At 60.2% G+C, this 24,202-nt stretch carries 17 protein-coding genes, 1 tRNA gene and 4 pseudogenes; 15 read left to right on the plus strand and 7 right to left on the minus strand.

Features of this window, described 5'->3' with window-relative positions; genetic code table 11:
• Nucleotides 1-61 precede the first annotated feature (61 nt).
• The 5 genes and pseudogenes from G7066_RS11045 (at nt 62) to G7066_RS11065 (ending at nt 6,235) form a co-directional block, all read left to right on the plus strand.
• Nucleotides 62-1,510 carry an MFS transporter gene (locus tag G7066_RS11045; protein ID WP_166331104.1) on the plus strand — a complete coding sequence of 483 codons (1,449 nt, stop codon included), beginning with the start codon at nt 62-64 and terminating at the stop codon, nt 1,508-1,510.
• Nucleotides 1,507-2,829: an amidase family protein gene (locus tag G7066_RS11050; RefSeq protein WP_166331106.1), complete on the plus strand. Its 1,323-nt coding sequence runs from the start codon at nt 1,507-1,509 to the stop codon at nt 2,827-2,829. Before G7066_RS11045 ends, G7066_RS11050 begins: the two co-directional genes overlap by 4 nt.
• 121 nt (nt 2,830-2,950) lie before the next feature.
• Nucleotides 2,951-4,279: a bifunctional o-acetylhomoserine/o-acetylserine sulfhydrylase gene (locus G7066_RS11055; RefSeq protein WP_166331108.1), complete on the plus strand. Its 1,329-nt coding sequence runs from the start codon at nt 2,951-2,953 to the stop codon at nt 4,277-4,279.
• A 65-nt stretch (nt 4,280-4,344) separates the two neighbouring features.
• Nucleotides 4,345-5,548, plus strand: a pseudogene (metX, locus tag G7066_RS11060) (homoserine O-acetyltransferase MetX).
• 138 nt (nt 5,549-5,686) lie between these two features.
• Nucleotides 5,687-6,235 (plus strand): hypothetical protein, encoded by a 549-nt coding sequence (locus G7066_RS11065; protein ID WP_166331110.1) that lies wholly within the window; start codon nt 5,687-5,689, stop codon nt 6,233-6,235.
• On the opposite strand, the gene G7066_RS11070 is transcribed toward G7066_RS11065, so the two are convergent.
• Both G7066_RS11070 and G7066_RS11075 read right to left on the minus strand, forming a co-directional pair.
• A complete protein-coding gene (locus G7066_RS11070) occupies nt 6,232-7,278 on the minus strand; it encodes a hemolysin family protein (RefSeq protein ID WP_166331112.1) in 1,047 nt (348 codons plus the stop codon). The genes G7066_RS11065 and G7066_RS11070 overlap by 4 nt on opposite strands.
• Complete coding sequence (locus tag G7066_RS11075) at nt 7,275-8,651, minus strand: hemolysin family protein (RefSeq protein WP_244302936.1); 1,377 nt, start codon at nt 8,649-8,651, stop codon at nt 7,275-7,277. Before G7066_RS11075 ends, G7066_RS11070 begins: the two co-directional genes overlap by 4 nt.
• Nucleotides 8,652-9,037: 386 nt before the next feature.
• Here G7066_RS11075 and G7066_RS11080 point away from each other — a divergent pair.
• From G7066_RS11080 to G7066_RS11090, 4 genes and pseudogenes are all read left to right on the plus strand, one after another.
• A pseudogene (locus G7066_RS11080) lies at nt 9,038-12,784 on the plus strand (multifunctional oxoglutarate decarboxylase/oxoglutarate dehydrogenase thiamine pyrophosphate-binding subunit/dihydrolipoyllysine-residue succinyltransferase subunit).
• Between the two features lie 90 nt (nt 12,785-12,874).
• Nucleotides 12,875-12,970, plus strand: a pseudogene (locus G7066_RS16325) (GntR family transcriptional regulator); the annotation flags it as partial.
• A gap of 9 nt (nt 12,971-12,979) precedes the next feature.
• On the plus strand, nt 12,980-13,546 hold the full coding sequence (locus tag G7066_RS11085; RefSeq protein ID WP_244303401.1) for a FadR/GntR family transcriptional regulator: 567 nt from the start codon (nt 12,980-12,982) through the stop codon (nt 13,544-13,546).
• Nucleotides 13,547-13,569: 23 nt separating this feature from the next.
• On the plus strand, nt 13,570-14,250 hold the full coding sequence (locus tag G7066_RS11090) for a cache domain-containing protein (RefSeq protein WP_244302937.1): 681 nt from the start codon (nt 13,570-13,572) through the stop codon (nt 14,248-14,250).
• 151 nt (nt 14,251-14,401) lie between these two features.
• Here G7066_RS11090 and G7066_RS11095 read toward each other — a convergent pair.
• From G7066_RS11095 to G7066_RS11105, 3 genes and pseudogenes are all read right to left on the minus strand, one after another.
• A pseudogene (locus G7066_RS11095) lies at nt 14,402-15,378 on the minus strand (ribose-phosphate diphosphokinase).
• Between the two features lie 50 nt (nt 15,379-15,428).
• Entirely contained in the window at nt 15,429-16,871 is a 1,443-nt protein-coding gene (gene glmU / locus G7066_RS11100; protein WP_166331118.1) for a bifunctional UDP-N-acetylglucosamine diphosphorylase/glucosamine-1-phosphate N-acetyltransferase GlmU, read from the minus strand.
• 158 nt (nt 16,872-17,029) lie between these two features.
• Nucleotides 17,030-17,101 (minus strand) — tRNA-Gln (locus G7066_RS11105).
• A 79-nt stretch (nt 17,102-17,180) separates the two neighbouring features.
• Between G7066_RS11105 and G7066_RS11110 the strand changes: the two genes are divergently transcribed.
• Nucleotides 17,181-17,720, plus strand: coding sequence for a MarR family winged helix-turn-helix transcriptional regulator (locus tag G7066_RS11110; protein ID WP_166331120.1), 540 nt, complete (start codon nt 17,181-17,183; stop codon nt 17,718-17,720).
• Nucleotides 17,721-17,741: 21 nt separating this feature from the next.
• Here the strand turns inward: G7066_RS11110 and G7066_RS11115 are convergent, their stop codons facing one another.
• Entirely contained in the window at nt 17,742-19,415 is a 1,674-nt protein-coding gene (locus tag G7066_RS11115; RefSeq protein WP_166331122.1) for an amidase, read from the minus strand.
• Between the two features lie 182 nt (nt 19,416-19,597).
• Here G7066_RS11115 and G7066_RS16330 point away from each other — a divergent pair, with 182 nt between their 5' ends.
• Together G7066_RS16330 and G7066_RS11120 are read left to right on the plus strand one after the other, a co-directional pair.
• Nucleotides 19,598-19,696, plus strand: coding sequence for a TetR family transcriptional regulator (locus G7066_RS16330; protein ID WP_244303402.1), 99 nt, complete (start codon nt 19,598-19,600; stop codon nt 19,694-19,696).
• Entirely contained in the window at nt 19,693-20,088 is a 396-nt protein-coding gene (locus G7066_RS11120) for a TetR family transcriptional regulator C-terminal domain-containing protein (RefSeq protein WP_244302938.1), read from the plus strand. Before G7066_RS16330 ends, G7066_RS11120 begins: the two co-directional genes overlap by 4 nt.
• 8 nt (nt 20,089-20,096) lie before the next feature.
• On the opposite strand, the gene G7066_RS11125 is transcribed toward G7066_RS11120, so the two are convergent.
• Entirely contained in the window at nt 20,097-21,002 is a 906-nt protein-coding gene (locus tag G7066_RS11125; RefSeq protein WP_166331124.1) for a LysR family transcriptional regulator, read from the minus strand.
• An 88-nt stretch (nt 21,003-21,090) separates the two neighbouring features.
• On the opposite strand from G7066_RS11125, the gene G7066_RS16335 reads away from it, so the two are divergent.
• The 3 genes from G7066_RS16335 to G7066_RS11135 are packed head-to-tail and all read left to right on the plus strand — an operon-like array spanning nt 21,091 to nt 24,135.
• Nucleotides 21,091-21,900 (plus strand): aminotransferase class I/II-fold pyridoxal phosphate-dependent enzyme, encoded by an 810-nt coding sequence (locus G7066_RS16335; RefSeq protein WP_244302939.1) that lies wholly within the window; start codon nt 21,091-21,093, stop codon nt 21,898-21,900.
• Nucleotides 21,801-22,637 carry an Orn/Lys/Arg family decarboxylase gene (locus G7066_RS16340; protein WP_244302940.1) on the plus strand — a complete coding sequence of 279 codons (837 nt, stop codon included), beginning with the start codon at nt 21,801-21,803 and terminating at the stop codon, nt 22,635-22,637. Before G7066_RS16335 ends, G7066_RS16340 begins: the two co-directional genes overlap by 100 nt.
• A gap of 58 nt (nt 22,638-22,695) precedes the next feature.
• On the plus strand, nt 22,696-24,135 hold the full coding sequence (locus G7066_RS11135) for an amino acid permease (protein WP_166331126.1): 1,440 nt from the start codon (nt 22,696-22,698) through the stop codon (nt 24,133-24,135).
• Nucleotides 24,136-24,202 lie beyond the last annotated feature (67 nt).

A 24,202-nucleotide genomic window follows, 5' to 3' on the forward strand; every position in this document is an offset into this window, starting at 1 on the left:
TGGGTCGGCCGGAGTTCCCGAAAACTGGTTGGTGACTTATTCATCGACCAAAGGAGCAACGATGTCTGCCTCCAACGTCCCCACAACACACTCCACGCACACCACGATTCTGAACCGCATTGACAGGTTTCCGCGCTGGGGACTGAGCACTGCTTCGGTTGTCACGATCAGTCTCGGAATGCTGTTCGTACAGTACGACATCTTCAACATCAATGTTTCCTTTGTGCAGACCTGTTTGCAGATCATCGACCAGTGCTCACCAGGAAACTCTGACACGTTTATCGGTCTACCCATTTTCATGAGCCTGCTGGGTTACGGGGTTGGAGCGCTAATCCTTGGCCCTCTCTCTGACCGCTTTGGCCGACACAGCATGTTGATCGTGTCAATGGTCATCACCGGCGTTGGTTCGCTGTACTCGGTGCTGTCATTTGATGAACTTAACTTCATGCTGTCACGCCTCATCACCGGCATTGGGGTCGGTGCTGATCTCGCTATCATCAATGTGTTTGTGAGCGAAGTGTCACCCCGGCGCATGCGCGGAAAATATACCAGCCTCATGTTCATCATGGCAGCGTTTGGGTCTGCTCTCGGGATTTGGTTAGGCCTGATCCTCACCACCCCAATGACATCATGGCCTTCCGGACTCCCCTTTGCACTTGCCTCAGAGAACTTTGATCAGGGTTGGCGCTGGGTGTACGCGATCGGCGCTGCACTCGCAATTATCTCCATCTTCTTGAGGGTTGCCCTCCCAGAGTCGCCACGCTGGCTTGCAGATCGCGGCCAGCTTACGGAGGCGGCATCGGTTGTCACGCGCATGGAGAAACTCGCAACACGAGTATCACCGCTGCTCGCCGAAGAGGACCTACCAGTCTCCGCCGTCGAGCATGCTCCCGGGACACTCCGTGCGATCCGAGAGCTATTCAAGTCACCCCGTTACTTAAGGCGCCTCGCCGTGCTGGGTGTTGCGTGGGGGCTCGGGTATCTCACGATCTACGCGTTCTCTGGAGCATTCACTTCGGTGCTCGTGAGACAAGGGTTCACCGCCGGTGAAGCGGGAATGATATCGGCGGTTGGGCTGCTGGGGTTCATCGCGGCTGCGTTCGTAGCGCGAAGTGTTGTGGATCGCCTCGAGCGGAAGTGGTGGATGCTCGTCGGTGCCGCCATCACTGTTGTTGGTGCCGTCATCATCGCAGTCGGTAACGGCATTCCGTCCGTCATGTTTGCAGGGGCGTTTGTTCTCTTCTTCGGCCAAAATCTCTGGATTCCTGCGCAGTACACCCTCACGGCAGAGAGCTTTCCAACTCGGTTTCGAACAACTGCGTATGCTCTTGCCGACAGCATCGGCCACGTGGGCGGAGGCCTCGGCGTTTTTCTTCTGGTCGGATCGCTCGGTCAACTTCCACTCCAAGCCACGATGCTCGGACTTGTTTCGTTCCTCGTCCTTGGGTCGCTGGTGAACCTGCTGGCTCCGAATACACGTGGCAAGAACCTGGAGGCTATCTCAGCATGAACACCGGCCACTTTCACGGTGAGCAGCAGCTGAAACCGCTCCAGGATCCTCAACCCGGAACCTGGATCGAGATAGCGACGCAGGCCCATATCGACACGCAACTCCAAGACTTCTCTGGCGCGCCCGTGCCGATCGCAGTAAAGGCCAATATCTCGGTGAAGGACTTTCGCAGATCGGCTGGCTGTGCAGCCTTCGACGGGGTAGCAGAAGAGGCCGATGCCGAGATCGTTGCTCTCTGCCGCCAAGCCGGTGCAGTCGTCGTTGGAACAACGAACATGCACGAGCTTGCGTTTGGCATTGACTCCGCAAATGCCCACTACGGTCCTGTGCGATTACCTGGGCACCCGAAACACTCGGCGGGTGGTTCTTCCGGAGGAAGCGCGGCGGCCGTTGCAAGCGGAGAGGTTCCACTGGCCCTCGGCACAGACACTGGAGGATCAATTTCAATTCCCGCTAGCCACTGCGGAGTGGTTGGGTTTCGGCCTAGCACTGGCCGTTGGCCGGGAGCGGGAACGATCGGGCTTTCAACGACCAGGGACACTCCCGGAATGTTTGCCAACTCGGTTGCGAACATACAGCGTTTCGACAAGGTTGTCGCGGAGTCTCCAGACGTCTATCATGCAACCACCTCGAAGAGCCGACGCCTGTGTCGGCCCCGAGTTGGGCTGCCAATCGAACTCATCATGGACTTACACCCCACTACACACAAGGCATTTTGGAGCACAATCGATCAGTTAAGAGACGTGGCTGTTCTTGATGAGGTGTGCCTCGACGATATCTTCGAATTCACTCATGCAGCCGAGATGCCCCTCGTGCTCTGGGAGTCTCGCCGTCTGCTCAGCAGCATCGCTTCTCGTGTTCTCGGGGTCAGTTCGAGCGCCTCATTTGAGCAGCTCATAGCTGCGGTCACGAGTCCCGATGTCAGAGCAATTCTCGCCTCAGAACTCGAATCACCAGTGACCCCTGACCAGTACGCGGCAGCGCAGAGACGCACTGCACAGGCGAGAGCCGCCTACGCGAAACAACTGGAATCGCTCGAGCTTGACGCTCTGATTTTCCCCGCGACACCAGCTCCCGCACCCCTCGTGGTGACCGATCGGTCCGTAGATCTTGTTAAGTATGAGAGCGACGCGTTCAAGCTCTACACACGCAACACAGGCCAGGGAACGATCCTCGGAGCACCCATGGTGACTATTCCAGCCAACGTGCCCGCTGGCTCACTGCCGGTAGGGATCACCGTCCAAGGCCGCCGCTTTGACGATCGCGCCACACTCGCACTAGCGTCCCTACTCGAATCCGCCATTTCCAAGGCGCGATAGCCGACAATTTCCCGCAAAAGTTACGCGTCGTGTCGCGCACCATTGCCAACCCCAGTTGCGCTACGTACGCTCGATCTCAGCACTCCCGCACCACGCCAAGCCACACCACCAAGGAGCTAACATGACCGAGCAAGCCGCATGGGGATTTGAGACCAAGCAGATTCACGCCGGGCAGCAGCCCGATCCCGTCACCGGGTCGCGCGCACTGCCGATCCACCAGACTTCGTCCTTTGTCTTTGACGACACGGAACAGGCCGCGAACCGCTTTGCGCTCGCCGAGCTCGGCCCCATCTACACCCGCATCACCAACCCCACGCAGGCCGTGGCCGAGGAGCGCATCGCCGCGCTCGAGGGTGGCACCGCTGCGCTTCTGCTCGCTAGCGGTCAGGCAGCCTCAACCTTTGCCGTGCTGAACATCGCAAACGCGGGCGACCACATCGTCTCGTCGTCTTCCATCTATGGCGGCACCTACAACCTGTTTAAGTACACACTCGCGAAGCTCGGCATCGAGGTCACGTTTGTGGAGGATCAGGATGACTCTTCAGCTTGGCAGCGTGCGGTTCGCCCAAACACTAAGTTGTTCTTCGCGGAGAGCATCGCAAACCCGCGCTCAAACATTCTCGATATTCGTGCTGTCGCAGATGTTGCCCATGAAAACGGCCTGCCCTTGATCGTGGACAACACCGTGGCAAGCCCCTACCTCGTGCGCCCGATTGAGCACGGCGCTGACATCGTGCTGCACTCCGCAACGAAGTTCCTCGGCGGTCACGGCACCACCCTCGGTGGTGTCATCGTCGACGGCGGCAAGTTCGAATGGTCAAAACACGTCGACAGGTTCCCAGGACTCACCGAGCCCGATCCCTCTTACAACGGCGTCAGCTACACGGGTGCCGTTGGTGACGGCATCGCCTTCATTATCAAGGCGCGCGTGCAGTTGCTGCGTGACCTCGGTTCGGCCATCGCGCCTCTCAGCGCCTGGTTGCTGCTGCAGGGCATCGAGACACTCTCGCTGCGCATCGAGCGTCACGTGCAAAACGCCCAGGAGGTTGCCGAGTGGCTTGACTCCCACGAAGATGTCGCCACCGTCTATTACTCCGGCCTGCCAACGAGCCCCTGGTACGCGGCCGCAAATAAGTACACACCAAAGGGTGTTGGTGCCGTGCTGTCTTTCGAGTTGAAGGGTGGTGTCGACGCAGGTCGCGCTGTCGTTGAGAACGTCGAGCTGTTCAGCCACGTTGCTAACATCGGCGACGTGCGCAGCCTCATCATCCATCCCGCATCAACGACGCACTCGCAGCTCACTCCTGAGCAGCAACTCACTGCGGGCGTCACCCCGGGTCTGGTGCGCCTCTCAGTAGGTCTCGAAAACATCGAGGACATCAAAGCCGACCTTGAGAAGGGTTTCGCCGCAGCCCGCGAGGTTGTGGCGGCCTCTTCAGCAAACGCGTAACCCTAAAAGTCAGGGGTCTGTAACAAAACTCCGACCGGTGCAAGAACCCGGCAGAATGGGGAGTTATGGACTGGCAGACCCCTGAGGATTCGTTCCCCACCGACTTCATCACCGACGCACAACTGCGTGCGCTCATGGGTCGTCCGCCCATCTCGGGTGGATGGCGCGACGGGGATCCCGTCGGTGAACGCAAGTTCGTGAGCATCGGCTCGGTCATAACCGAGCAGGGTGAAGAGATTCCTAACACCCGTATCGCATACGAATCCTTCGGTGAACTCAACGAGCAGCGCGATAACGCCATTCTGGTCTTCCATGCGCTCACGGGCGACAGCCACCTTATCGGTTCGGCGGGGCCTGGTCATCCCACCGACGGCTGGTGGACTGAAATCGTGGGGCCGGGCAAATCGCTCGACACCGATCGCTACTTCATCGTCGCGCCTAACGTGCTTGGCGGCTGCCAGGGATCGACCGGACCGGGATCGCTGTCCCCCAGCGGCCACGAGTGGGGTGGAAGTTTTCCCTATCTCACCATTAGGGACCAGGTCGACGCAGCAGCACGATTCGCCAGCGAGCTTGGGATCGAGCGGTTCCACACCGTCATCGGCGGTTCGATGGGTGGCATGCACGCTCTCGAGTGGGCCATCTCGCACCCGGAGCGCGTGGAGCGACTCGCGGTCATCGCGGCTCCCCCGGTCACAACCGCCGACCAGATAGGCCTCAATCTCGTGCAGCTTGAGGCGATCCGGTCCGATCCGTATTATCACGGCGGCAACTACTACGATGCCCCAGACGGCACGGGCCCCACCATGGCCTAGCAACAGCGAGACGCCTCGCATTGCTCAATTACCGAAGCAACACCGAACTCGACGATAGGTTTGGCCGCTCCTGGCAGTCGGCGGTGAGCCCGCTCGGCAAAGGTGGCCGCTTTGCGGTTGAGTCGTATCTTGACTTCCACGGCAACAAATTCACAAGGCGCTTCGACGCCAACAGCTACGTCACACTCGTGCAGGCGATGAACTCGCACGATGTGGGCCGGGGGCGCGGCAGTGTGCGTGCTGCTCTCTCAACTCTGCAGCTACCGACACTTGTGCTCGGGATCCCCAGCGATCGTTTGTTTACCCTTGAGGGCAGGACGAAATTGCGCACCACACACCCGGCAGCCTCGACGGAGATCGCGCCACTCGCATCGACTCACCCTTCGGCCACGACGCGTTTCTCATCGAGTTTGCCTTGGTCGGCGCCCAACTTGAACGGTTACTTTCGCAATAGTTTTCGCGACAGATTCTCGTTCCCAACAGCCTCTCAATTTCCGGGCGTATTGTGTGGACCATAGTTCCCGCTCCCCCGCTCTGAGAGGCAGAATTGTTCAGCATTCTCGCGACGCGCACATCACGAAGCAGTCTTGGTGTGATCGCGATTGTGACGCTCCCGTTGTGTCTCGTGTCTTGCGCGAGCACGCAGGGTCTCGGTGTACCCGCAGCCGAGTTGCGGGCGGCCACCGGCTCGAATCTGCTCACTGTTCCCTCGGAGCACGTCTACGAGGTAACCGACATCGAACTCCTTGGACCCGCCGCCACATCGGAGCTGGGCAAGTCCGTCCAAGACAAGGTTGAGCCCTCGGGATTCATGGTGATGCACGACGGCGTCATCACGCAGGCCGAACTTTCGGTCAGCGTCGCAGGTCTCCACGAGGCCTCGTTTGTGCTTACCGAGCCGACGGTTCTTCGCCGCGAGGGCCGTGATGACTCGGTTGTCTACGCAACCGGCACACTCTCGGTAGAGGGCATCGAACAGCATTCAACACAGCTCAAGCTCACTCCGAGCGAGATCAGCGATAAGTCGGCGGAGTTCGATGTGAGCTTCGCTGTGCCAGCTACTCTCCTCATCGCGGGAGGCGCAACCGGTTTTGGCGATGTGTCGGCTCACATCTCGCTCACCGCTAAAGACCAGAACTAAAAGAACCGCCGCCGCCTCGTGGCGTCGTGCACTTCGCCCACGAGTTCCTCGATCACGTCTTCAAGAAAGACCACACCGATTTCGGTGCCCTCGCGGTCGAAGATGCGCGCGAGGTGAATCCCCTTCGCCTGCATGCGCGCGAGCACGTCTTCAAGTTCGGTGTTTGCGTGCAGCGACACCATCTCACGAATCCGTTTCGCCGGAATCGGCTGTGTGATCCGCTCTTCGCTGAGGCGAACGAGATCCTTAATGTGCACGTATCCTGCGAGCTCATCATTCGGTCCCGCAATGGGGTAGCGGGAGAAGCCGTGCTTGGCGACCGCCGTTTCGACGTCTTCTGGTGTGGCGCCCACGGGCAACACCACCAGTCTGTCACGCGGCACAAGCAGGTCTTTCGCCTGCTTCGTCGTGAACTCGAACGCCGCTGTCAGGGCACCGCTGCGATCTTCAAGTACCCCCTCGCGAGTTGAGTGACTGACAATACCAGCGACCTCTTCAAGCGTGTAAGTACTGTTGGTCTCAGACTTGGGCTCTACCTTAAATAGCCGCAGCACGCCGTTCGCAATCGCGTTCAGGGCGGCAATCACGTGACGCAGCACTCCTGAGATCCACACCAGCGGTGGCGCGAGCAGCAGTACAGCCTGGTCAGGCATCGAGAACGCGGCGTTCTTCGGCACCATCTCACCAAACACCACGTGCAGGTATGAGACACCGAGCAGCGTGAGCACAAAAGCAACTATGCTCACAACTTCAGCCGACATTCCCGTCCAGGCGAGCGGCCCCTCAAGCAGGTGGTGAATCGCGGGTTCTGAAACATTCAGGATCAGCAGCGAACACACGGTGATGCCGAGCTGGCTCGTCGCGAGCATGAGCGTGGCGTGTTCCATCGCATACAGCGCGGTCTTCGCGCGCTTCGATCCGGCCTCAGCCTTGGGTTCGATCTGCGAGCGGCGAGCAGAGATCACCGCAAACTCCGCACCGACGAAGAACGCGTTTGCAATCAGCAGCAAGACCAGCCAGAGAATGCCTAACCAGTCGCTCATGAGGCGCTCTCCTCACTCGTGATCGGGCCTTCGGGGTCGCTTGACCCCGAGCTGTCAGGATCGGCGAATCCAGCTGGGTTCGGAGCACTCTTGAAGCGCAGACGCGCGATCCTGCGCCCGTCCATGCGTTCAACTCGCAGCGTACCGCCGTCTGGCAGTTCGACCTCGTCGCCCTGTTCTGGAATACGGCCGAGCTCTTGCAAAACGTAGCCGGCCACAGTGTCGTAGTCGTCGTCCTCGGGAATCACGATGCCTGTCTGTTCCAGCACCTCGTCGGGGCGCAGATCTGCAGGGAAGGTCATCTCATCAGCTGTGCCAACAACACCGGCTGCGGCGCGGTCGTGCTCGTCGGCGACCTCACCAACGATCTCTTCGACCAGGTCTTCAAGGGTCACGATACCCGCTGTGCCGCCGTATTCGTCAACCACGATCGCGAGCTGGAACCCTGAGGTACGCAACTCCTCGAGCAGTTGGTCGAGTCGAAGTGTATCGGGCACACGCACCACGTCTTCGGCGAGCGCAGCCACGGGAACTTCGGCGCGCTTCGCGCGAGGAACAGCAACGGCCTGCTTTACGTGGACAACCCCGATGACATCGTCGCGATCCTCGTCGATAACAGGAAATCGTGAGAGACCGGTGCGACCGGAGAGTTCAAGCACGGCCTGAGCCGGTTCAAGGCGCTGCAGGCTTTCGATTTTGAGTCGCGGGGTCATCACGTCACCCGCGGTGCGCTCGGCAAAACGAAGCGTGCGGTCGAGCAGAGTCGCAGTATCGGCCTCTAGCAGGCCAGCGCTTGCAGAGTGCCGCACGAGCGAGGAGAGCTCCTCGGCTGAGCGAGAGCCCGACAGCTCTTCTTTCGGTTCAATACCCATGCCCCGAAGAATTCCGTTGGCGCTACCGTTGAGCAGTGCAACGGCAGGTTTAAACGTTGTCGTGAAGGCAGCCTGCGCAGGCATGACCACTTTCGCAGTCGCGAGCGGCTTCGAAATCGCAAAGTTCTTCGGGATCAACTCACCAACGATCATCGAGAAGACCGTAGCGATCAGGATCGCGAGCGGCGCGCTGATGGCTCGACGAAACTCTTCGGGCACACCCATCGCACCCAGCGGACCGTCAAGAAACCCGCTAATGGCGGGTTCAAGGGTGTAACCGGTGAGCAGCGTCGTGAGTGTGATGCCGAGTTGCGCGCTTGACAGGTGGGTCGACGTGCGCGAGAGCCCACGAATGACTCGGTCAAGGCCCGACTCGCCCCCCGATCGTCGCCGCTCAAGGTCTTGCCGGTCGAGCGCAACAAGAGAAAACTCAGAGGCAACAAAGACACCGGTGCCCACGGTGAGGATCACGCCGATCCCGAGCATTACCCACTCGTTCACAGCTCGCCTCGCAAGAGGATGTGATGCCGCGCCTTAGCGCGGCAGGTACTCGGGGGTCCGACTGTCTTCGAGAATCTGATTTCATGATCAGATCCACCCTACACATTTGCGCCTGGGGATACACCCGTGTCGCATAGAAATTTGCGAGTAGCGCACCTGAGACCGCGGGAACGAGCTCTCACTCGCTATGGGCTGACAAAAATATGTAGCTGGCGAGATCCCAAACGTCTCAACACCGGGTTTCCTGCCACTGAGAACCTCAAGATTGCCGCAACAAACGCAACCCTGATAGCGACAAAGAGGCACGAAGCTCGCGAAAGGCGTAGGCTTGAACACGGTGCGGCTATGGTGTCGCTACCCCTGAGATTCACTTTGCCGATGAAGGCATGAAACGAGAGGAAGTCGCTTTGGCTGAGCGCACGGAAACCAGCGAACAGGCTGGTTCCGCAGAAGACTTCGGTGCAAACGCATGGCTTGTCGATGATCTGTGGAAACAGTACCAAGTCGACAAGAATTCGGTGGATCAGTCATGGTGGCCGATCCTTGAGCAGTACGCGGCTTCCCCCGGATCATCACATCCCGCCGTGTCGGTTCAGTCACCTCCAGCTGCCCCAGCACCAGTTGCAGCATCCGCTCCCCCGCAACATCCCCCATCACTACCCCGGCACAGCCGGCGCGCACAACGAATGTGGCGCCACGACCGGCCCCCATTCCAGCGGACGCGCCCCGTTCGCCGCGCCGCGCCGCGCCGGAGACCGCGCCCATTGCCGTCATCGAAGACAGCGTCACACCGCTGCGTGGTATGGCCCGCTCGCTCTCCAAGAATATGGACATGAGCCTCACCGTTCCCACAGCAACGAGCGTGCGCACGGTTCCGGCGAAGTTGCTCATCGACAACCGCATCGTCATCAATAACCATCTCCGTCGCAGTCGCGGCGGCAAGGTGTCGTTCACGCACCTCATTGGCTGGGCCCTGATCCAAACCCTCAAAGAGTTCCCCAGCCAGAACGTTTCCTACGCAGACATCGATGGCAAGCCCTCGATCATCGCGCACGCGAGCATTGGACTCGGCATCGCGATCGACGTTCCAAAGCCCGACGGCTCGCGATCACTGCTCGTTCCCTCTATTAAGCAGGCGGAGTCGCTCGACTTTAACGAGTTCCTTGCTGCTTACGAAGATCTGGTAAAGCGAGCACGCGACAATAAGCTCGGTGCCGATGATTTCCAGGGCACCACCATTTCGCTCACTAACCCTGGTGGGATCGGCACCGTGCACTCCGTGCCCCGCCTCATGCAGGGCCAGGGCAGCATCATTGGTGCCGGTGCACTCGAATACCCCGCCGAGTTCCAGGGATCCTCAGACGACGTACTCACAAACCTCGGTATCGGCAAGACGATCACGCTCACCAGCACCTACGACCACCGTGTCATTCAGGGTGCGGGTTCCGGTGAGTTCCTGAAGCACGTGCACGAGCGCCTCATCGGTGGCCACAACTTCTACGAAGACATCTTCGCCGCACTACGCATTCCATACAAACCCGTGCAGTGGGCCTCCGATATTCACGTCGACATCTCTGGCGCGATTGACAAGTCGGCTCGCGTGCAAGAACTGATAAATGCGTTCCGCGTGCGCGGGCATCTGATGGCAGATATCGATCCGCTCGAGTACCGCCAGCGCACCCACCCCGACCTCGAAATCGAGTCGCACGGCCTGACCTTCTGGGATCTCGACCGTGAGTTTGTCACCGGCGGCATCGGCGGTAAGCGCGCCATGAAGCTGCGCGATATTCTCGGTGTGCTGCGTGACTCCTACTGCCGCAAGATCGGCGTTGAGTACATGCACATCCAGGACCCCGCGCAGCGCAAGTGGATGCGCGAGCAGCTTGAAGTGCCGTACCAGAAGCCTAGCCACGATGAGCAGCTGCGCATCCTCGAAAAGCTCAACGAGGCGGAGGCCTTCGAGACCTTTCTGCAGACCAAATACGTTGGGCAGAAGCGCTTCAGCCTTGAGGGCGGAGAGTCTGTTATCCCGCTGCTCGACGCTATGCTGATCGACGCCGCCGAAGACGGCGTCGATAGCGTCGATATCGGCATGGCACACCGCGGCCGCCTCAACGTACTCTCCAACATCGCGGGCAAGACCTATGGTCAGATCTTCCGCGAGTTCGAGGGCGCGCAGGCCACGAAGTCTGGCTCGGGTGACGTCAAGTATCACCTCGGCACAACGGGAGTTTTCACGGCCCCAACGGCACGCAGGTGCCAATCCACCTCGCCGCGAACCCCTCGCACCTTGAGACCGTCAACGGTGTGCTCGAGGGTATCGTGCGCGCGAAGCAAGACCTGAAGCCCATCGGCTCGTTCACCACGTTACCCGTGCTGATCCACGGGGACGCGGCGATGGCCGGTCAGGGAGTGGTCTACGAGACCATGCAGATGTCGCAGTTGCGTGGTTACCGCACGGGCGGCACGATCCACATCATCATTAACAACCAGGTTGGCTTTACGACGCTGCCCTCCGACTCACGCTCAGCGGTGTACTCGTCCGATGTGGGCAAGGTCGTGCAGGCGCCGATCTTCCACGTGAACGGTGACGATCCCGAGTCCGTCGTGCGTGTCGCGCGCCTCGCTTACGAGTTCCGGCAGCGCTTCCACGTTGATGTGATCATCGATCTGGTCTGCTACCGCCGCCGCGGTCACAATGAGGGCGATGACCCTTCGATGACCCAGCCGCTCATGACAGACCTCATCGAGGCGAAGCGCTCGACCCGCCGTTTGTTCACAAGCTCCCTCGTTGGCCGCGGTGACATCACCGAAGAAGAGTACGAGAAGTCCAAACAAGACTTCCAGGCCCGCCTTGAGGTCGCGTTCCAAGAAACGCACGTTGCGCAGACTGGCGCAATTCCGGTGATCGACCAGAGCGGAATCGGCGAGGTCAAGGAGGTCGGTGGCCCCGGTCCCGCACCGCTGCTGACCGCCGTCGATCAGACGGTCATCGAGCGCATTGGTGATGCCTTCGCTAACAAACCTGCGGGCTTCACAGTGCACCCGAAACTTCAGCAACTACTCAACAAGCGCGCAGAGATGAGCCGTGAGGGTGGCATCGACTGGGGCTTCGGAGAGCTACTCGCGCTTGGTTCGCTACTCATGGAGGGCACCGCGGTCCGCTTCGCGGGTCAAGACGCGCGCCGTGGCACCTTTGCACAGCGCCACGCTGTGTTCCACGACCGCAAGAACGGGCAGGAATGGATCCCGCTGCTCAACCTCTCCGAAGATCAAGCGCGGTTCTGGATCTACGACTCGTTGCTTTCTGAGTATGCGGCACTCGCATACGAGTACGGTTACTCCTTGCAGCGCGAGGATGCCCTTGTGCTCTGGGAGGCTCAGTTCGGTGACTTTGCCAACACTGCCCAGGCTGTCGTAGATGAATACATCGCCGCTGCCGAGCAGAAGTGGGGCCAGCAGTCATCGGTTGTCATGCTGCTGCCGCACGGCTACGAGGGCCAGGGGCCCGATCACTCTTCCGCACGCATCGAGCGCTTCCTGCAGATGTGCGCCGAAGACAACATGATCGTTGCTCGTCCCTCGACACCGGCGAACTACTTCCATCTGCTTCGTCGACAGGCCTACGCGCGCCCCCGCAAACCGCTCATCGTGTTCACCCCGAAGTCGATGCTGCGCTTGCGTGGTGCTACCTCAAAGGTCGAAGATTTCACCAGTGGAACGTTCCAGCCGGTAATCGACGACCCCCAGGTGCTCGATCAAGCAGCTGTCGAACGCGTCATCTTGGTGTCGGGCAAGACCTACTACGATCTGCGAGCTGCCCTCGACAAAAACCCCAACCCTCGTGTCGCTCTCGTGCGGGTAGAGCAGTTCTATCCGGTTCCAGCCCCACAGCTGGGTCGTGTGCTTGCACCGTACTCGGGGCAGAACTGGTGTGGGTTCAGGACGAGCCAGAGAACCAGGGCGCTTGGCCCTTCATCTCGCTTGAACTCTCGAAGCACCTTGCAAACGACCGTATTCGAGTGGTATCTCGTGCAGCCTCGGCGGCGCCTTCAACTGGTTCCGCAAAGGTGCACGCGGTCGAGCAAGAGACGCTTATCTCAGAGGCACTTCGCTTCGACACAGGCGCGTAGGTCGGGTTCCGGTGCAGCCGCCGTCGCTCATAAGCCCGTCGCGATCCCCCATATTGGGGGATCGCTCAGCGTATTGCCTCGGCAATTTCGATGGGTATACTCAGCGTTGGCGAGCGACTGCCACCGGAAGCCGAACTTGCAAACCAGTTTGGGGTCGCGGTTGCGACCCTGCGCAAAGCGCTCGCAGAATTGCGCATGGAGGGTATTGTAGAGACCCGACGGGGTCGCAACGGAGGCACCTTCGTGGTACTGCCGCCGTTCCCCTCCGCTCATGAGTTGAAAGAGTCACTCAAACGCACGAGTCTCGTGGCCCTACGTGATTTCTTCGACGAACAAGCGGCGGTAGCTGGAATGGCCACCCGGCTTGCAGCGGAGCGCACACCACCAACCAGTAGCACCCGCCTGGCCGAGTTTGCGTTTCAGGCTCGTGAGGCTCGCAGCGTACGCGATCGCTCAATGGCAGACAGCCGGTTCCACTTCGAAATCGCGGTGCTCAGCCAGTCTCAACGACTGCTCACGTCCGAGCAACGCCTCCAGTCCGAGCTCTCCCCCTTTCTCTGGTGCGATGCGATCTGTCCACCCTCACCACAACAAGCGTTCACGCAGCACCTCGCTCTCGTCATGGCAATAGAACAGCAACGGCCTGAAGAAGCCCAGCGACTCGCTGTAGAGCATGTCAGGGGCAATATGAAGCTGATCATCGACGGCAAGCTGGCTCTTCATCGTACAGCTGCTCCGCACGAACTGGAGTCGGCACAGTGACGGTCTCCCCAAGCGTGCAAGGCGTGCTTGAGCAACTCGATACGTGGTTCGCAGAGCGATTCACTCGCCTCGATTCAGTGCGCGACGAACTGCTCAATTTTCTGCGGCGCGATTCGGCCGGTGCACTCGACCTCAGCGAGTCAGTTCGACGCAAACTGAAAGCTGTGGCGACACGTTTTCTTGCAGAGAACGCCTCCATTGACGGGTGCGGACTGGTTCTCGCTCACTCCGCCCTTGGCACAGAGAACGGACACCTGGAGTGGTGGGTGCGCGAAGACGAGTCCCGCTTCGCACGATACTCTTTTGGCGTCGTACCAGGAGCAGACCGCTACTACGATTACGACCACCATCAGTGGTTCATCCGCGCCTTCCAGCAAGGGGCCCCTGCGCTCGTGGGTCCCTACATCGACTATCTTGGCGTTGAGTCCTACGTCATGACGCTTGCGGTACCCGGTGAGGTTGAGGGCCAGCGCGTGGGAGTCATCGCCAATGACATTCAGGTCGAAGATCTCGAGCGCGCCCTGTTGCCAGTCCTGCTCGAGTGCACCACCCCGGTTGCTCTCATGAGCCACCACGGGACGGTAATCTGCAGTAATTCCTCCCAGTTTTTGCCGGGCGACTGGGTGTCACCCAGCCTTAACGGGTTCGGGCGGCTGCCGCTTCATGTCCCCTCCGATGAACTGCAGCTGCTGTACGCGATTTGACCCGTTTGAGTCTGCACCGCCACGATGGTCTACGTCACCGCACGGGCCAGCTGGGCTGAGCGTCCAGATAAACGGAGAAAGACCCCAAAACTGTCACGGAGTTCTGGGGTCTTTCGTCTCTACTCTGGGCGTTCGTGGGCCAGCACCGACGCTAGGCCGCACCCTCAAACATCGAGGTCACTGAGCCGTCTTCGAAGACCTCGTGGATCGCCTTCGCGAGCAGCGGTGCAATCGGCAGCACCGTCAGTTTTTCAAAGCGCTTCTCGGGCCGACCGGCAGGGTGTCGGTGACAACAACCTGGTCGATGAAGTCCTGTGATAGATACTCGGTTGCCTTGCCCGAGAAGATCGCGTGGGTGCAGGCAATCGTCACACCGCGGGCCCCGCTCTTTTTCAGTGCCTCGGCGGCCTTGGCAATGGTGCCGCCCGTGTCGATCATGTCGTCGACAACAACACACCAGCGATCCTTCACATCACCAACGATCTCGTGAACCGAGACCTGGTTTGGCACGAGCGGGTCACGACGCTTGTGAATGATCGCAAGGGGTGCACCAAGCTTGTCGCTCCAAATGTCGGCAACACGCACGCGACCCATGTCGGGCGAGACAACAGTGAGATCGTCACGGTCGATGGTCTTGCGGAAGTGCTCGAGCAGCACGGGCATAGCAAAGAGATGATCAACAGGGCCGTCGAAGAAGCCCTGGATCTGCGAGGCGTGCAGATCCACAGACATGATGCGGTGCGCACCAGCAGCCTTGAAGAGGTCAGCGATGAGGCGCGCAGAGATCGGCTCGCGTCCGCGACCCTTCTTATCCTGGCGGGAATAGGGGTAGAACGGCGCCACGACGGTGATGCGTTTTGCCGAGGCACGTTTGAGGGCGTCTACCATGATGAGTTGCTCCATGAGCCACTCGTTGATTGGGAAGGTATGTGACTGGATCACAAACGCGTCGGAGCCGCGCACACTCTCGTCGAAGCGCGCGTACAGCTCGCCATTCGCAAAGGTGCGCGCATCGGTCGGAACAAGTTCAGCGCCGAGTTCGGCCGCCACCTGCTCAGCGAGCTCGGGGTACGCCCGGCCCGTAATCAACACGAGTTTCTTCTGCCCAGTCATCTCGATGTTGCTCATCGGCGCCCGTTTCCCATCTCAGCTATTTTCACCGTGGTTATGTGGAGTTGTTAGAGTTCGTCGTTGTTCGCGTGTTGTGCACGCTCGGCTGCGGCCGCTGTGCTGGTGCCGGGCCGATTCTCGGCGACCCAACCCTCAATATTGCGCTGCGGTGCAACACTCATGGCGAGGGATCCTGCCGGAACCGTTTTGCGAACAACCGTGCCCGCCGCCGTGTATGCACCATCTTCAATGGTAACCGGAGCGATAAGCACATTTTTCGATCCAACGCGCACTCCGTCACCAACAACGGTCAAGTGCTTCTTCACACCGTCATAGTTGGCAAAAATTGTGCCTGCACCAATGTTGGCATCGGCACCGATCTGGGCGTCTCCAACGTAGGAGAGGTGCGGCACCTTACTGCCATCGCCGATCTTTGCGTTCTTAGCCTCAACGAACGCGCCGATCTTGCCGCCCTCACCCAGTTCGGTTCCAGGGCGAATGTAGCTGAATGGGCCCACCTGCGAGTTTGCGGCGAATACCGCGAGAGTTGCCTCGCTGCGGCGAATATGAGCTCCCTCACCAACCTCGCAGTCGACGAGCGTGGTGTCGGGACCGATAATGGCTCCGGTTGCAATGGAGGTGGCACCGTGCAGGTAAGTGCCGGGCAGGATCTCGGTATCTGGCTGAATGGAAACGTCTGCGTCGATCCACGTCGTTGTCGGATCTTGAATTGTCACTCCCGCGCGCTGGTGATCGCGCACGATTCTCGCGTTGAGTTCACGCCCCGCATCGGCAAGCTGCACACGATCGTTTACTCCCGCGATAAGCCAGGGATCATTCGTGGCGACCGCCTCGACAAGACCGCCGCTCGCCAGAATACGCGCGGCAGCATCGGTCAGGTACTTCTCACCTTGCGCATTGTTCGTGTCAATCTCAGAGAGTGCGCGCTCAATGTCTCGGCGCGCGAAGACGTAAATGCCGCCGTTGATCTCGGTGATACGACGCTGGGCTTCGCTCGCATCTTTCTCTTCAACGATGCCGGTCACGGCCCCCTCAGAGTCGCGCAGAATGCGTCCAAGACCGGTCGGGTTGTCGTAGATTGCTGAGAGCATGGTCATCGCACGGCCGTCTTCAAGGTGGCCACGCACGAGGCGGTCAATCGTCGCGGCATCGATCAGGGGCACGTCGCCCGAAAGCACCACGACGGAACCGTCAAACTCTGCGGGAAGCGCGGCGAGCGCCTGCTCTACCGCACGCCCGGTTCCCGGCACCTCGTCTTGACCGACCATGACGGTATCCGGTGCGTGATCCAGAATTGCCTCGGTTACACGCTCACGCTCGTGCCGTACAACCGCAATCACCTGCTGCGGTGAAACCGCTGCAGCGGTGTCGAGCACGTGGGCAATAAGTGAGCGTCCGCCGATGCGATGCAGCACCTTCGGAAGCGAAGACTTCATGCGTGTTCCCTGCCCCGCTGCAAGAATCACAACCGCGAGTGAGCGTTCTGCCATTTGAGCTTGCCTCTCTTAGGGTCCTACACCTTGCCGGAGCTCTCGTTATACCTGCTCCTCAGCTCCCGACGCACTGAGAAGCTTCGCTTTACTGTGTTCTGGCGGCGCTTGTGAGCGCCACACGGAGCAATAAAAAAGAGCTTCGCTCTTTTTTATCGCTCCGCCCCCAGGACTCGAACCTGGACCTAACAGCTCCAAAGGCTGTCGTGCTGCCATTACACCAAGGCGGATCGTGCAGATATTGCACTCGTATAGTCTGCCAGATTCCAGAGGCTCGCGTGGACCACCTCGCACCCGGATAATAGAACAATGAAACACGAGGACGAGGTCGACCGCATTATTGCCGATTGGAGCAGGGCGCGACCAGACCTAGATCTTGCTCCGCTCTCCGTTTTCTCGCGCCTTTCTCGCATTGCGAAGCACCTCGATCGCGCCAGAGCACACGCATTTGAGCGTTCAGGATTGAGTTCGTGGGAGTTCGACGTGCTTGCCGTGCTGCGGCGCGGCGGCGAGCCATACCGCCAGAGCCCCAAAACCCTCGTGCAGCAGACAATGGTCTCGAGCGGCACGATGACGAACCGGATCGACCGCATGGCCGAGCGGAAGCTCGTACGTCGACTCACCGACCCCAACGACGGGCGAGGCGTGCTCGTGGAGATGACACAGCAGGGACAAACTCTCGTAGACGCTGCAATGACCCGTCTCAGCGATGCCGAAGAAAGGCTACTTGCGGGCCTCCCTCGCTCCGAGAGAGATAGGCTCGCCGCGCTCCTACGGCGCCTTGCAGCGAGCGTTGATCGCTTCGAGTCTCCGGTTACAGAGCCGATCACGCTGCCTGCCCTGGATTAGGGTGCAGCAGACCGGGGATCGCTACGAGTATTGCTCCGGCGCAACACGCATTGATCCCGACCCACCGGCCTCAAAAGCAGCGGCGTAACCCAGCAGTGTCGGGTCAGAATAGGCTGCACCCGCAAAGGTGAGTCCGATCGGCATGCCGATGTCACGCATCAGCCCCATCGAAACGGTCACCGTCGGAATGCCCAGGTGGCGCAGCGCATAGTTTCCATTCGAGAAGAACACCCCGTTCGCCCAGGCGCGATCCGCTGCCGCGAGATCAACATCCGCGTTGGCTGCCCCCACGTCGGCATTCGCAGGAAACACGACAGCGTCGAAGCCGCGCTCAGTCAGCCACGATTCAAATAGCGACTCACGAAGTTGTACGAGCGCCCGCAATCCGTCAGCAAAATCGCTGCGCTCACGGGGGTCCGAGATGCCCGCGCGCGCGGCAGCCACAGTAGCCCGATAGCGATTCTCGTAGTCCTCGACCTCCTCGTAGCGGTCGGGCAGCGCGCCGGGAGGCTGCGGGAAGATCTGATCCGGATCCACAACCCCGAGGTTCGGAATCGCGGGATCACCGTTCGCCCGCAGGAAGTCGTCCCACCCAAACCCAAGAAAGTGGGTGAACTCCGTGTCCATCCACCCCTCAGGCAGCACTCCGAGCTCGCCGACGTTTTCTTGCCCTGGGCGGTCACCCTCGTAGCGTTCGATGAGCGGAAAATCGGTCACTACCACCTCGGCACCGAGTGCCTCAAGGCGCTCTTTCGCTATCCCGAACTGCTCCAGCGCCGACGGACGCACCTCGATCGGATAGTTAGAGTCTTGTCCAAGGTACATGGCGGGAACGGCGAAACGCTTGCCACGAAGCGCGTCTTTCTCCACCACGTCGAGGTACGACGCGGGACGGTGCTCGCTCGGCTTGGGCAGCGGGACGACTGACTGGTTACGCCAGAAATCGCCGCGCGTCACGTCATCGTCTTGCACGAGCACATCGAGCAAACGCAGCATGTCGGGCATCGAGCGGGTGTGCGGCACAACCACATCGCGCGCCGGAAACAGCGGCCAATTGCCACGAATCGACAGAATGCCCCACGACGGCGTGTAGGCGCACAGACCGTTGTTTGAAGCCGGGCTGCGACCCGAAGATACCGTCTCTTCTCCCATGCCAAACACCGCGAGGTTGGCGGCCGTTGAGACGCCCGAGCCATTGGAGGAACCCGAGGCATAAGCTGCGGCCAGATAATCCCGGTTGTATGGGCTCTCTGCGCGACCGTACACGCCACGCTGCATGCCGCCGTCGGCCATTGGGGGCATGTTGGTTTTGCCGATCAGCACAGCCCCGGCCTCACGTAATTTGGAAACCGAGAATGCGTCCCACTGCGCAATGAGGTTCTTGAACGCGGGTGATCCCGAAGCGACTGTGAGGCCTTTGACCATGTAGGAGTCTTTGACAGTAAAGGGCACCCCCTCCAACGGGCGGGCGGTTCCCGCGCGCCAACGGCGATCAGACTCAGCCGCCTGCGCAAGCGCATCAGGGTTCGCGACGGGGATCGCGTTCAGCCCCTCGGGTCCGCGATCAAACGATTCAATGCGTTCAAGGTAGGCCTCGGTGAGCCAGGTGCTTGTAATGGCACCCGTTCGCAGTGCCTCAAGCACATCTTCGATCGTCGTCTCAATGAGATCAAATCCCGCACCCTGCTGCCCCATTACCGCCCTCGCTTTTTCCTACCCGTGTGAAGTATCCTGAAAATAGTTTCAGTTAATGGTCGCGCATTGTCAAGCGCGGCACACGAGGGAGCACCGTGGCACGGGACAGCATTGAGAGCCGAGAACGCATTCTGGAGGCGTGCGAGCGTTGCATCGCCCGTTCCGGGCTAGCCGCGTTTCGAATGCAGGATGTGGCCCGCGAGGCGGGAGTGTCGATTGGCTTGCTCGCTTACCACTTCGGGACCGCGATGGTTTGCTCCAGGCAGCGCTCGATCACGTGAACGCTGGAGCCGCTGCGCGCGCGGGGCGTGCACCAAGTCACACCAACCCAGCTGGCCGGTTAATAGCGCTTCTCTGCTCAGAGTTTGGTGATGATCCGCAGATTCGTGCGGGCTCCATCGCGTGGAACGAACTGCGTGCCGCAGCCGTGTTTGAGTCAGCAAGCGCCGATGCTCTCGCACGGTCCACTGCTGAATGGCAGGAAACGGTACGTGCGCTGGTTGCCGAGATCGCGCCCGAGTTAGATGCTCCCGCAGTCGCGCTCACGCTCACCGCGCTTGTCGAGGGCCTGTCGGGGCGATGGCTCACTGCACAGATTACGTCGACAGAGGCCCAGGCGACCGTACAGCAGGTGCTGATCCAGCTCGGTCTCACTCACACCGAAACGCACTAATCAACGTCTCAGCGCAGCCCGCGCTTCGACACGATCCCCTGCAGAATCTCTGCCAACCACCTCGCGGCGGGCAACACCGAACCACGACGAGTCGCAAACGAAACGTGCCGCTCCCCCAGGTCCTGCACAGCAGGACGCAGCACAACACCGTAGTCCGTGTCCACCGCAGCGGCCGTGGTGAGTGCACAACCGAGGCCCTCTGCGACCAGCCCATGAATCATGGTGAGGTCATCGGTTCGCATCAGTTCTCGCGCGTGGAACCCGAGTGAGTGACAGACGCGGCGAATCACTCGGTCCGGGGCTTCATCGTCGCTCCGGCTAAACACCCACGAAACCTCGGAGAGCTCAGCAAAATCGAGCACCTCCTGCGCAGCAAGCGTGCTGTTGCGCGCCACCATGACTCGATAGGGCTCAGCAATGAGCGTTTCGAGCGACAAATCCGGTGCCACAAACGCGGGCTCATCAGAGACGTCATAAATGAGACCCGCGTGCACCTCACCACTCCGAATCATACGCACCACGTCAGTCGGCTCAGCCTCGACCACTTCAACACGCACCAGGGTTCTGTGCTGCAGTTCGGCAATCGCGGCGGGAAGAAGACGTGAACCGATTGACGCGAAGGTGCCGATGCGCAGGGTGACGACCCCCGCGTCTCGTTGATCAGCCACCAATTGCTCGGCGCGCTGGATACGCCGGAGCGCCGGAGCGATCTCCTCAGCGAAGGAAACCCCGAGCGGTGTGAGGACGCTGCCGCTTCTGCCGGACTCCACGAGGCGCGCCCCGAGATGGGCCTCTAACCCGCGCAGGTGATGGGTAATCGTTGGCACCCCGTACTGCAGCGACTCAGCCGCCCTCGTCAGACTGCCGCACTCACGCACGGCAAGGAGCACTCGAAACTGCTGCAGCGTCATCATACGCACGAGCTTATGTCATAGCCAATATGTCACAGATATCTAAATCCTGATATAGCGCAGGTTGCACTGCGTACCTACGATTATCAGCATGTCGCTGAGCTATGCCCCCGTGCCCACCCCAGAAGCAGTGGAGACCCCGCGCCAAGACCCCGCTTCCAGTGGCATCTCGGCTCGGCAGTTTGAGGCCCCCTATGCCGACGCGCTTCGCGCTCTTGCCACACACGACTGGCAGCGCATCCACGTTCCCGCCCACCAGGCAAAAGCAGCGAACGCTCCAGGCGTCGCAAGCCTGGTGGGCGAAGATGCACTGCGCATGGACTTCCCTATGCTGTTCAGCGGGGTGGATCAGCAGACTTGGAGGCTCGTGACCCCCGGACGAACGACTCCAATCATGCGGGCCCAGGAGCTTGCGGCGGAAGCCTGGGGTGCAAGCCGGACCTGGTTCATCACCAACGGAGCTTCGGGCGGCAATCACATCGCAACAGCGGTCGTGAAGGGCCTCGGCAATGAACTCGTTGTGCAGCGCAGCGTGCACTCGAGTGTTATCGATGGCATTACCCGTGTTGGATTGACCCCGCACTTTGTCACGGGTGCCGTTGACACCGGACTCGGTGCCGCGCACGGCGTGACAGCCTCACAAATCGATGAGGCCCTCACCGCACACCCCACAAGCTCAGCGGTGTACATCGTCACCCCAAGCTACTTTGGGGCCGTTGCTGATGTCGCCGCGATCGCCGAGGTCGCGCATCGCCACGGGGTGCCGCTTATCGTGGACGAAGCCTGGGATCCCATTTCGGCATGCATCCGAAGTTGCCCACAAACGCAGCAAGACTTGGCGCCGACCTCATTATCTCCAGCACGCACAAAGCCGCTGGCTCACTCACCCAGTCCGCGATGATCCAGCTCGGCCATGGCCCGTTTGCTGAGAGCCTCGACTCACTTGTCGACCGAGTAGTGCGTTCCTTCCAATCCACAAGCAGCAGCGCGCTTCTACTCGCCTCACTCGATGAAGCACGTCGGCATCTTGCTACCCGCCCCGACGCCATCGAGCTGGCACTCGCCTCAGCCCAGCGCATTCGATCCCTGGTGAGCGCTGATCGCCGCTATCGCGACGCCACCCCCGACATTCTCGCGAGTCCTGACGCGATCGCACATGATCCTTTTAAGATCGCCATTGATACCCGCGGCGCTGGCATCACCGGCCCAGACGCCCACTACCAATTGCTGCGCGATCACCGTGTGTACTGCGAACTTTCCACACCGTCAGCTCTGCTCCTGCTCGTTGGAGCGACCTCACCTGTCGACGTCGACCGGTTCTGGAGCGCGCTGCAGGCCCTTCCCGAAGCCGAAATCGAACCGGAACGCCCCATCGCACTGCCTGCAAACTGTGAACGGGCAATGGGCCTCGGAGAGGCGTTCTACAGCCCGGTTGAGACGGTATCCTATTCCGAGGCCATTGGTCGCGTCTCCGCTGATTCGCTGGCTGCCTACCCGCCCGGGGTTCCTAATGTGCTTCCGGGCGAGATCTTGAGCGCCGAAGTCGTGTCGTTCCTGCGCTCTACCGCAGCTGCGCCATCTGGCTATGTTCGCGGTGCCGCAGACCCCGCGCTCACAACGTTCCGCGTTGTGGCCTAGCCCTTCCCCAAACAACCCCCAAAAACGCCGTGCACCACGGCAGACACAAAGGAGTGCCATGTCTACTACCGAAGTAGCAGCGCCACACGACGAGATGCAGCGGGGACTCAAAAACCGCCATCTCCAACTCATTGCAATCGGAGGGGCGATCGGCACTGGCCTCTTCCTGGGCTCGGGCAAGCTCATCAGCGTGTCGGGCCCCTCGATCATCTTTGTGTACATGGTGATCGGGTTCTTTGTGTTTTTTGTCATGCGCGCTCTCGGCGAGCTGCTGCTTTCCAATCTGCACTACAAAACCTTCGGCGACATCGCAAAGGACATGCTCGGACCCTGGGCCGGCTTCTTTGTGTCATGGAACTACTGGTTCTCGTGGGTTATTGCCTGTGTCGCAGATATTGTCGCTATCACCGCCTACGTGCAGTGGTTCAATCCGAACATTCCCGCATGGCTCCCCGCGCTCATCACAGCGGTCATCTTGACAGTTCTCAATTTGCAGCCCGTCAAGATATTTGGCGAGACAGAGTTCTGGTTTGCCATTATCAAAATCATTGCGATCCTCGGTCTTATCGCGGTCGGCCTGATCCTCGTCGTCACCAACTTTCAGAGCCCAGAAGGCGACGTCGCCGCTTTCTCAAATATCTGGAGCCACGGCGGCATGTTCCCAATGGGTGCGAGCGGATTTGTGCTCGGTTTTCAGATGGGCATCTTCTCGTTTATTGGCGTCGAGCTTGTGGGAACCGCTGCCGCAGAAACCGAGAATCCACGCAAGACTCTTCCCAAAGCGATCAACTCGATCGTTGTGCGTATTCTCATCTTCTATGTTGGCGCTCTCGCCATCATCATGAGCGTTACACCGTGGGACAAGATCGAACCCGACAAGAGCCCCTTCGTGTCTACCCTCGCTGTTGCTGGGTTCGGGCTCGCCGCATTTGCAATCCAACTCGTTGTGCTCACATCAGCCGCTTCGAGCGCAAACTCTGGCCTGTACTCCGGCACTCGCATGCTATTTGGTCTTTCCAAAGACGCCCACGCGCCCGCAGCTTTCTCGAGGACGAACAACCGCGGGGTACCGACCAAGGCGGTGTTCTTCACCTGCGTATTTCTGTTCTCGGCGATCCCACTTCTTTTCGCGGGTGACGGTGTCGTCGCTGCCTTCACGTTCGTTTCGTCAATGTGCGCCACACTCATTTTGTTCACTTGGGGATCGATCGTCGTGAGCTATATCGTGTATCGCCGCCGCTTCCCAGAGAAGCACGCGGCCTCGAAGTTCAAGATGCCACTCGCCGCGGTCGCCCCCTGGCTCGTACTCGGGTTCTTCGTGTTTATCGCGGGCACACTGCTCTACGGTGACGACACTCGCCCGCCCTTCCTCGCGGCCCCCATCTGGTTCCTGATCCTGACCCTGCTGTGGCAGCTACGCAAACGCAAGCTCCTCCGCGACGGACGCCCGCTCACCGCGGCTATCCCCACAGTTGCACATCCCTTGGACGAGGAGTAAACCCCGGGAGCGCAAGGGCTCACGCACGCGAAGCGGCGCCGATAGGATGAGCTAAGGCGCATCTTCG

The sequence above is a fragment of the Leucobacter coleopterorum genome, assembly GCF_011382985.1.
Taxonomy (GTDB): Bacteria; Actinomycetota; Actinomycetes; order Actinomycetales; family Microbacteriaceae; genus Leucobacter; species Leucobacter coleopterorum.

Coding starts and splice junctions, on each gene's coding strand:
- G7066_RS11045 (WP_166331104.1), top strand. CDS start 62: ATGTCTGCCTCCAACGTCCCCACAACACACTCCACGCACACCACGATT.
- G7066_RS11050 (WP_166331106.1), top strand. CDS start 1,507: ATGAACACCGGCCACTTTCACGGTGAGCAGCAGCTGAAACCGCTCCAG.
- G7066_RS11055 (WP_166331108.1), top strand. CDS start 2,951: ATGACCGAGCAAGCCGCATGGGGATTTGAGACCAAGCAGATTCACGCC.
- G7066_RS11070 (WP_166331112.1), bottom strand. CDS start 7,278: ATGAGCGACTGGTTAGGCATTCTCTGGCTGGTCTTGCTGCTGATTGCA.
- G7066_RS11085 (WP_244303401.1), top strand. CDS start 12,980: ATGGAGGGTATTGTAGAGACCCGACGGGGTCGCAACGGAGGCACCTTC.
- glmU (WP_166331118.1), bottom strand. CDS start 16,871: ATGGCAGAACGCTCACTCGCGGTTGTGATTCTTGCAGCGGGGCAGGGA.
- G7066_RS11110 (WP_166331120.1), top strand. CDS start 17,181: ATGAAACACGAGGACGAGGTCGACCGCATTATTGCCGATTGGAGCAGG.
- G7066_RS11115 (WP_166331122.1), bottom strand. CDS start 19,415: ATGGGGCAGCAGGGTGCGGGATTTGATCTCATTGAGACGACGATCGAA.
- G7066_RS16330 (WP_244303402.1), top strand. CDS start 19,598: ATGCAGGATGTGGCCCGCGAGGCGGGAGTGTCGATTGGCTTGCTCGCT.
- G7066_RS11125 (WP_166331124.1), bottom strand. CDS start 21,002: ATGATGACGCTGCAGCAGTTTCGAGTGCTCCTTGCCGTGCGTGAGTGC.
- G7066_RS16335 (WP_244302939.1), top strand. CDS start 21,091: ATGTCGCTGAGCTATGCCCCCGTGCCCACCCCAGAAGCAGTGGAGACC.
- G7066_RS16340 (WP_244302940.1), top strand. CDS start 21,801: ATGCATCCGAAGTTGCCCACAAACGCAGCAAGACTTGGCGCCGACCTC.
- G7066_RS11135 (WP_166331126.1), top strand. CDS start 22,696: ATGTCTACTACCGAAGTAGCAGCGCCACACGACGAGATGCAGCGGGGA.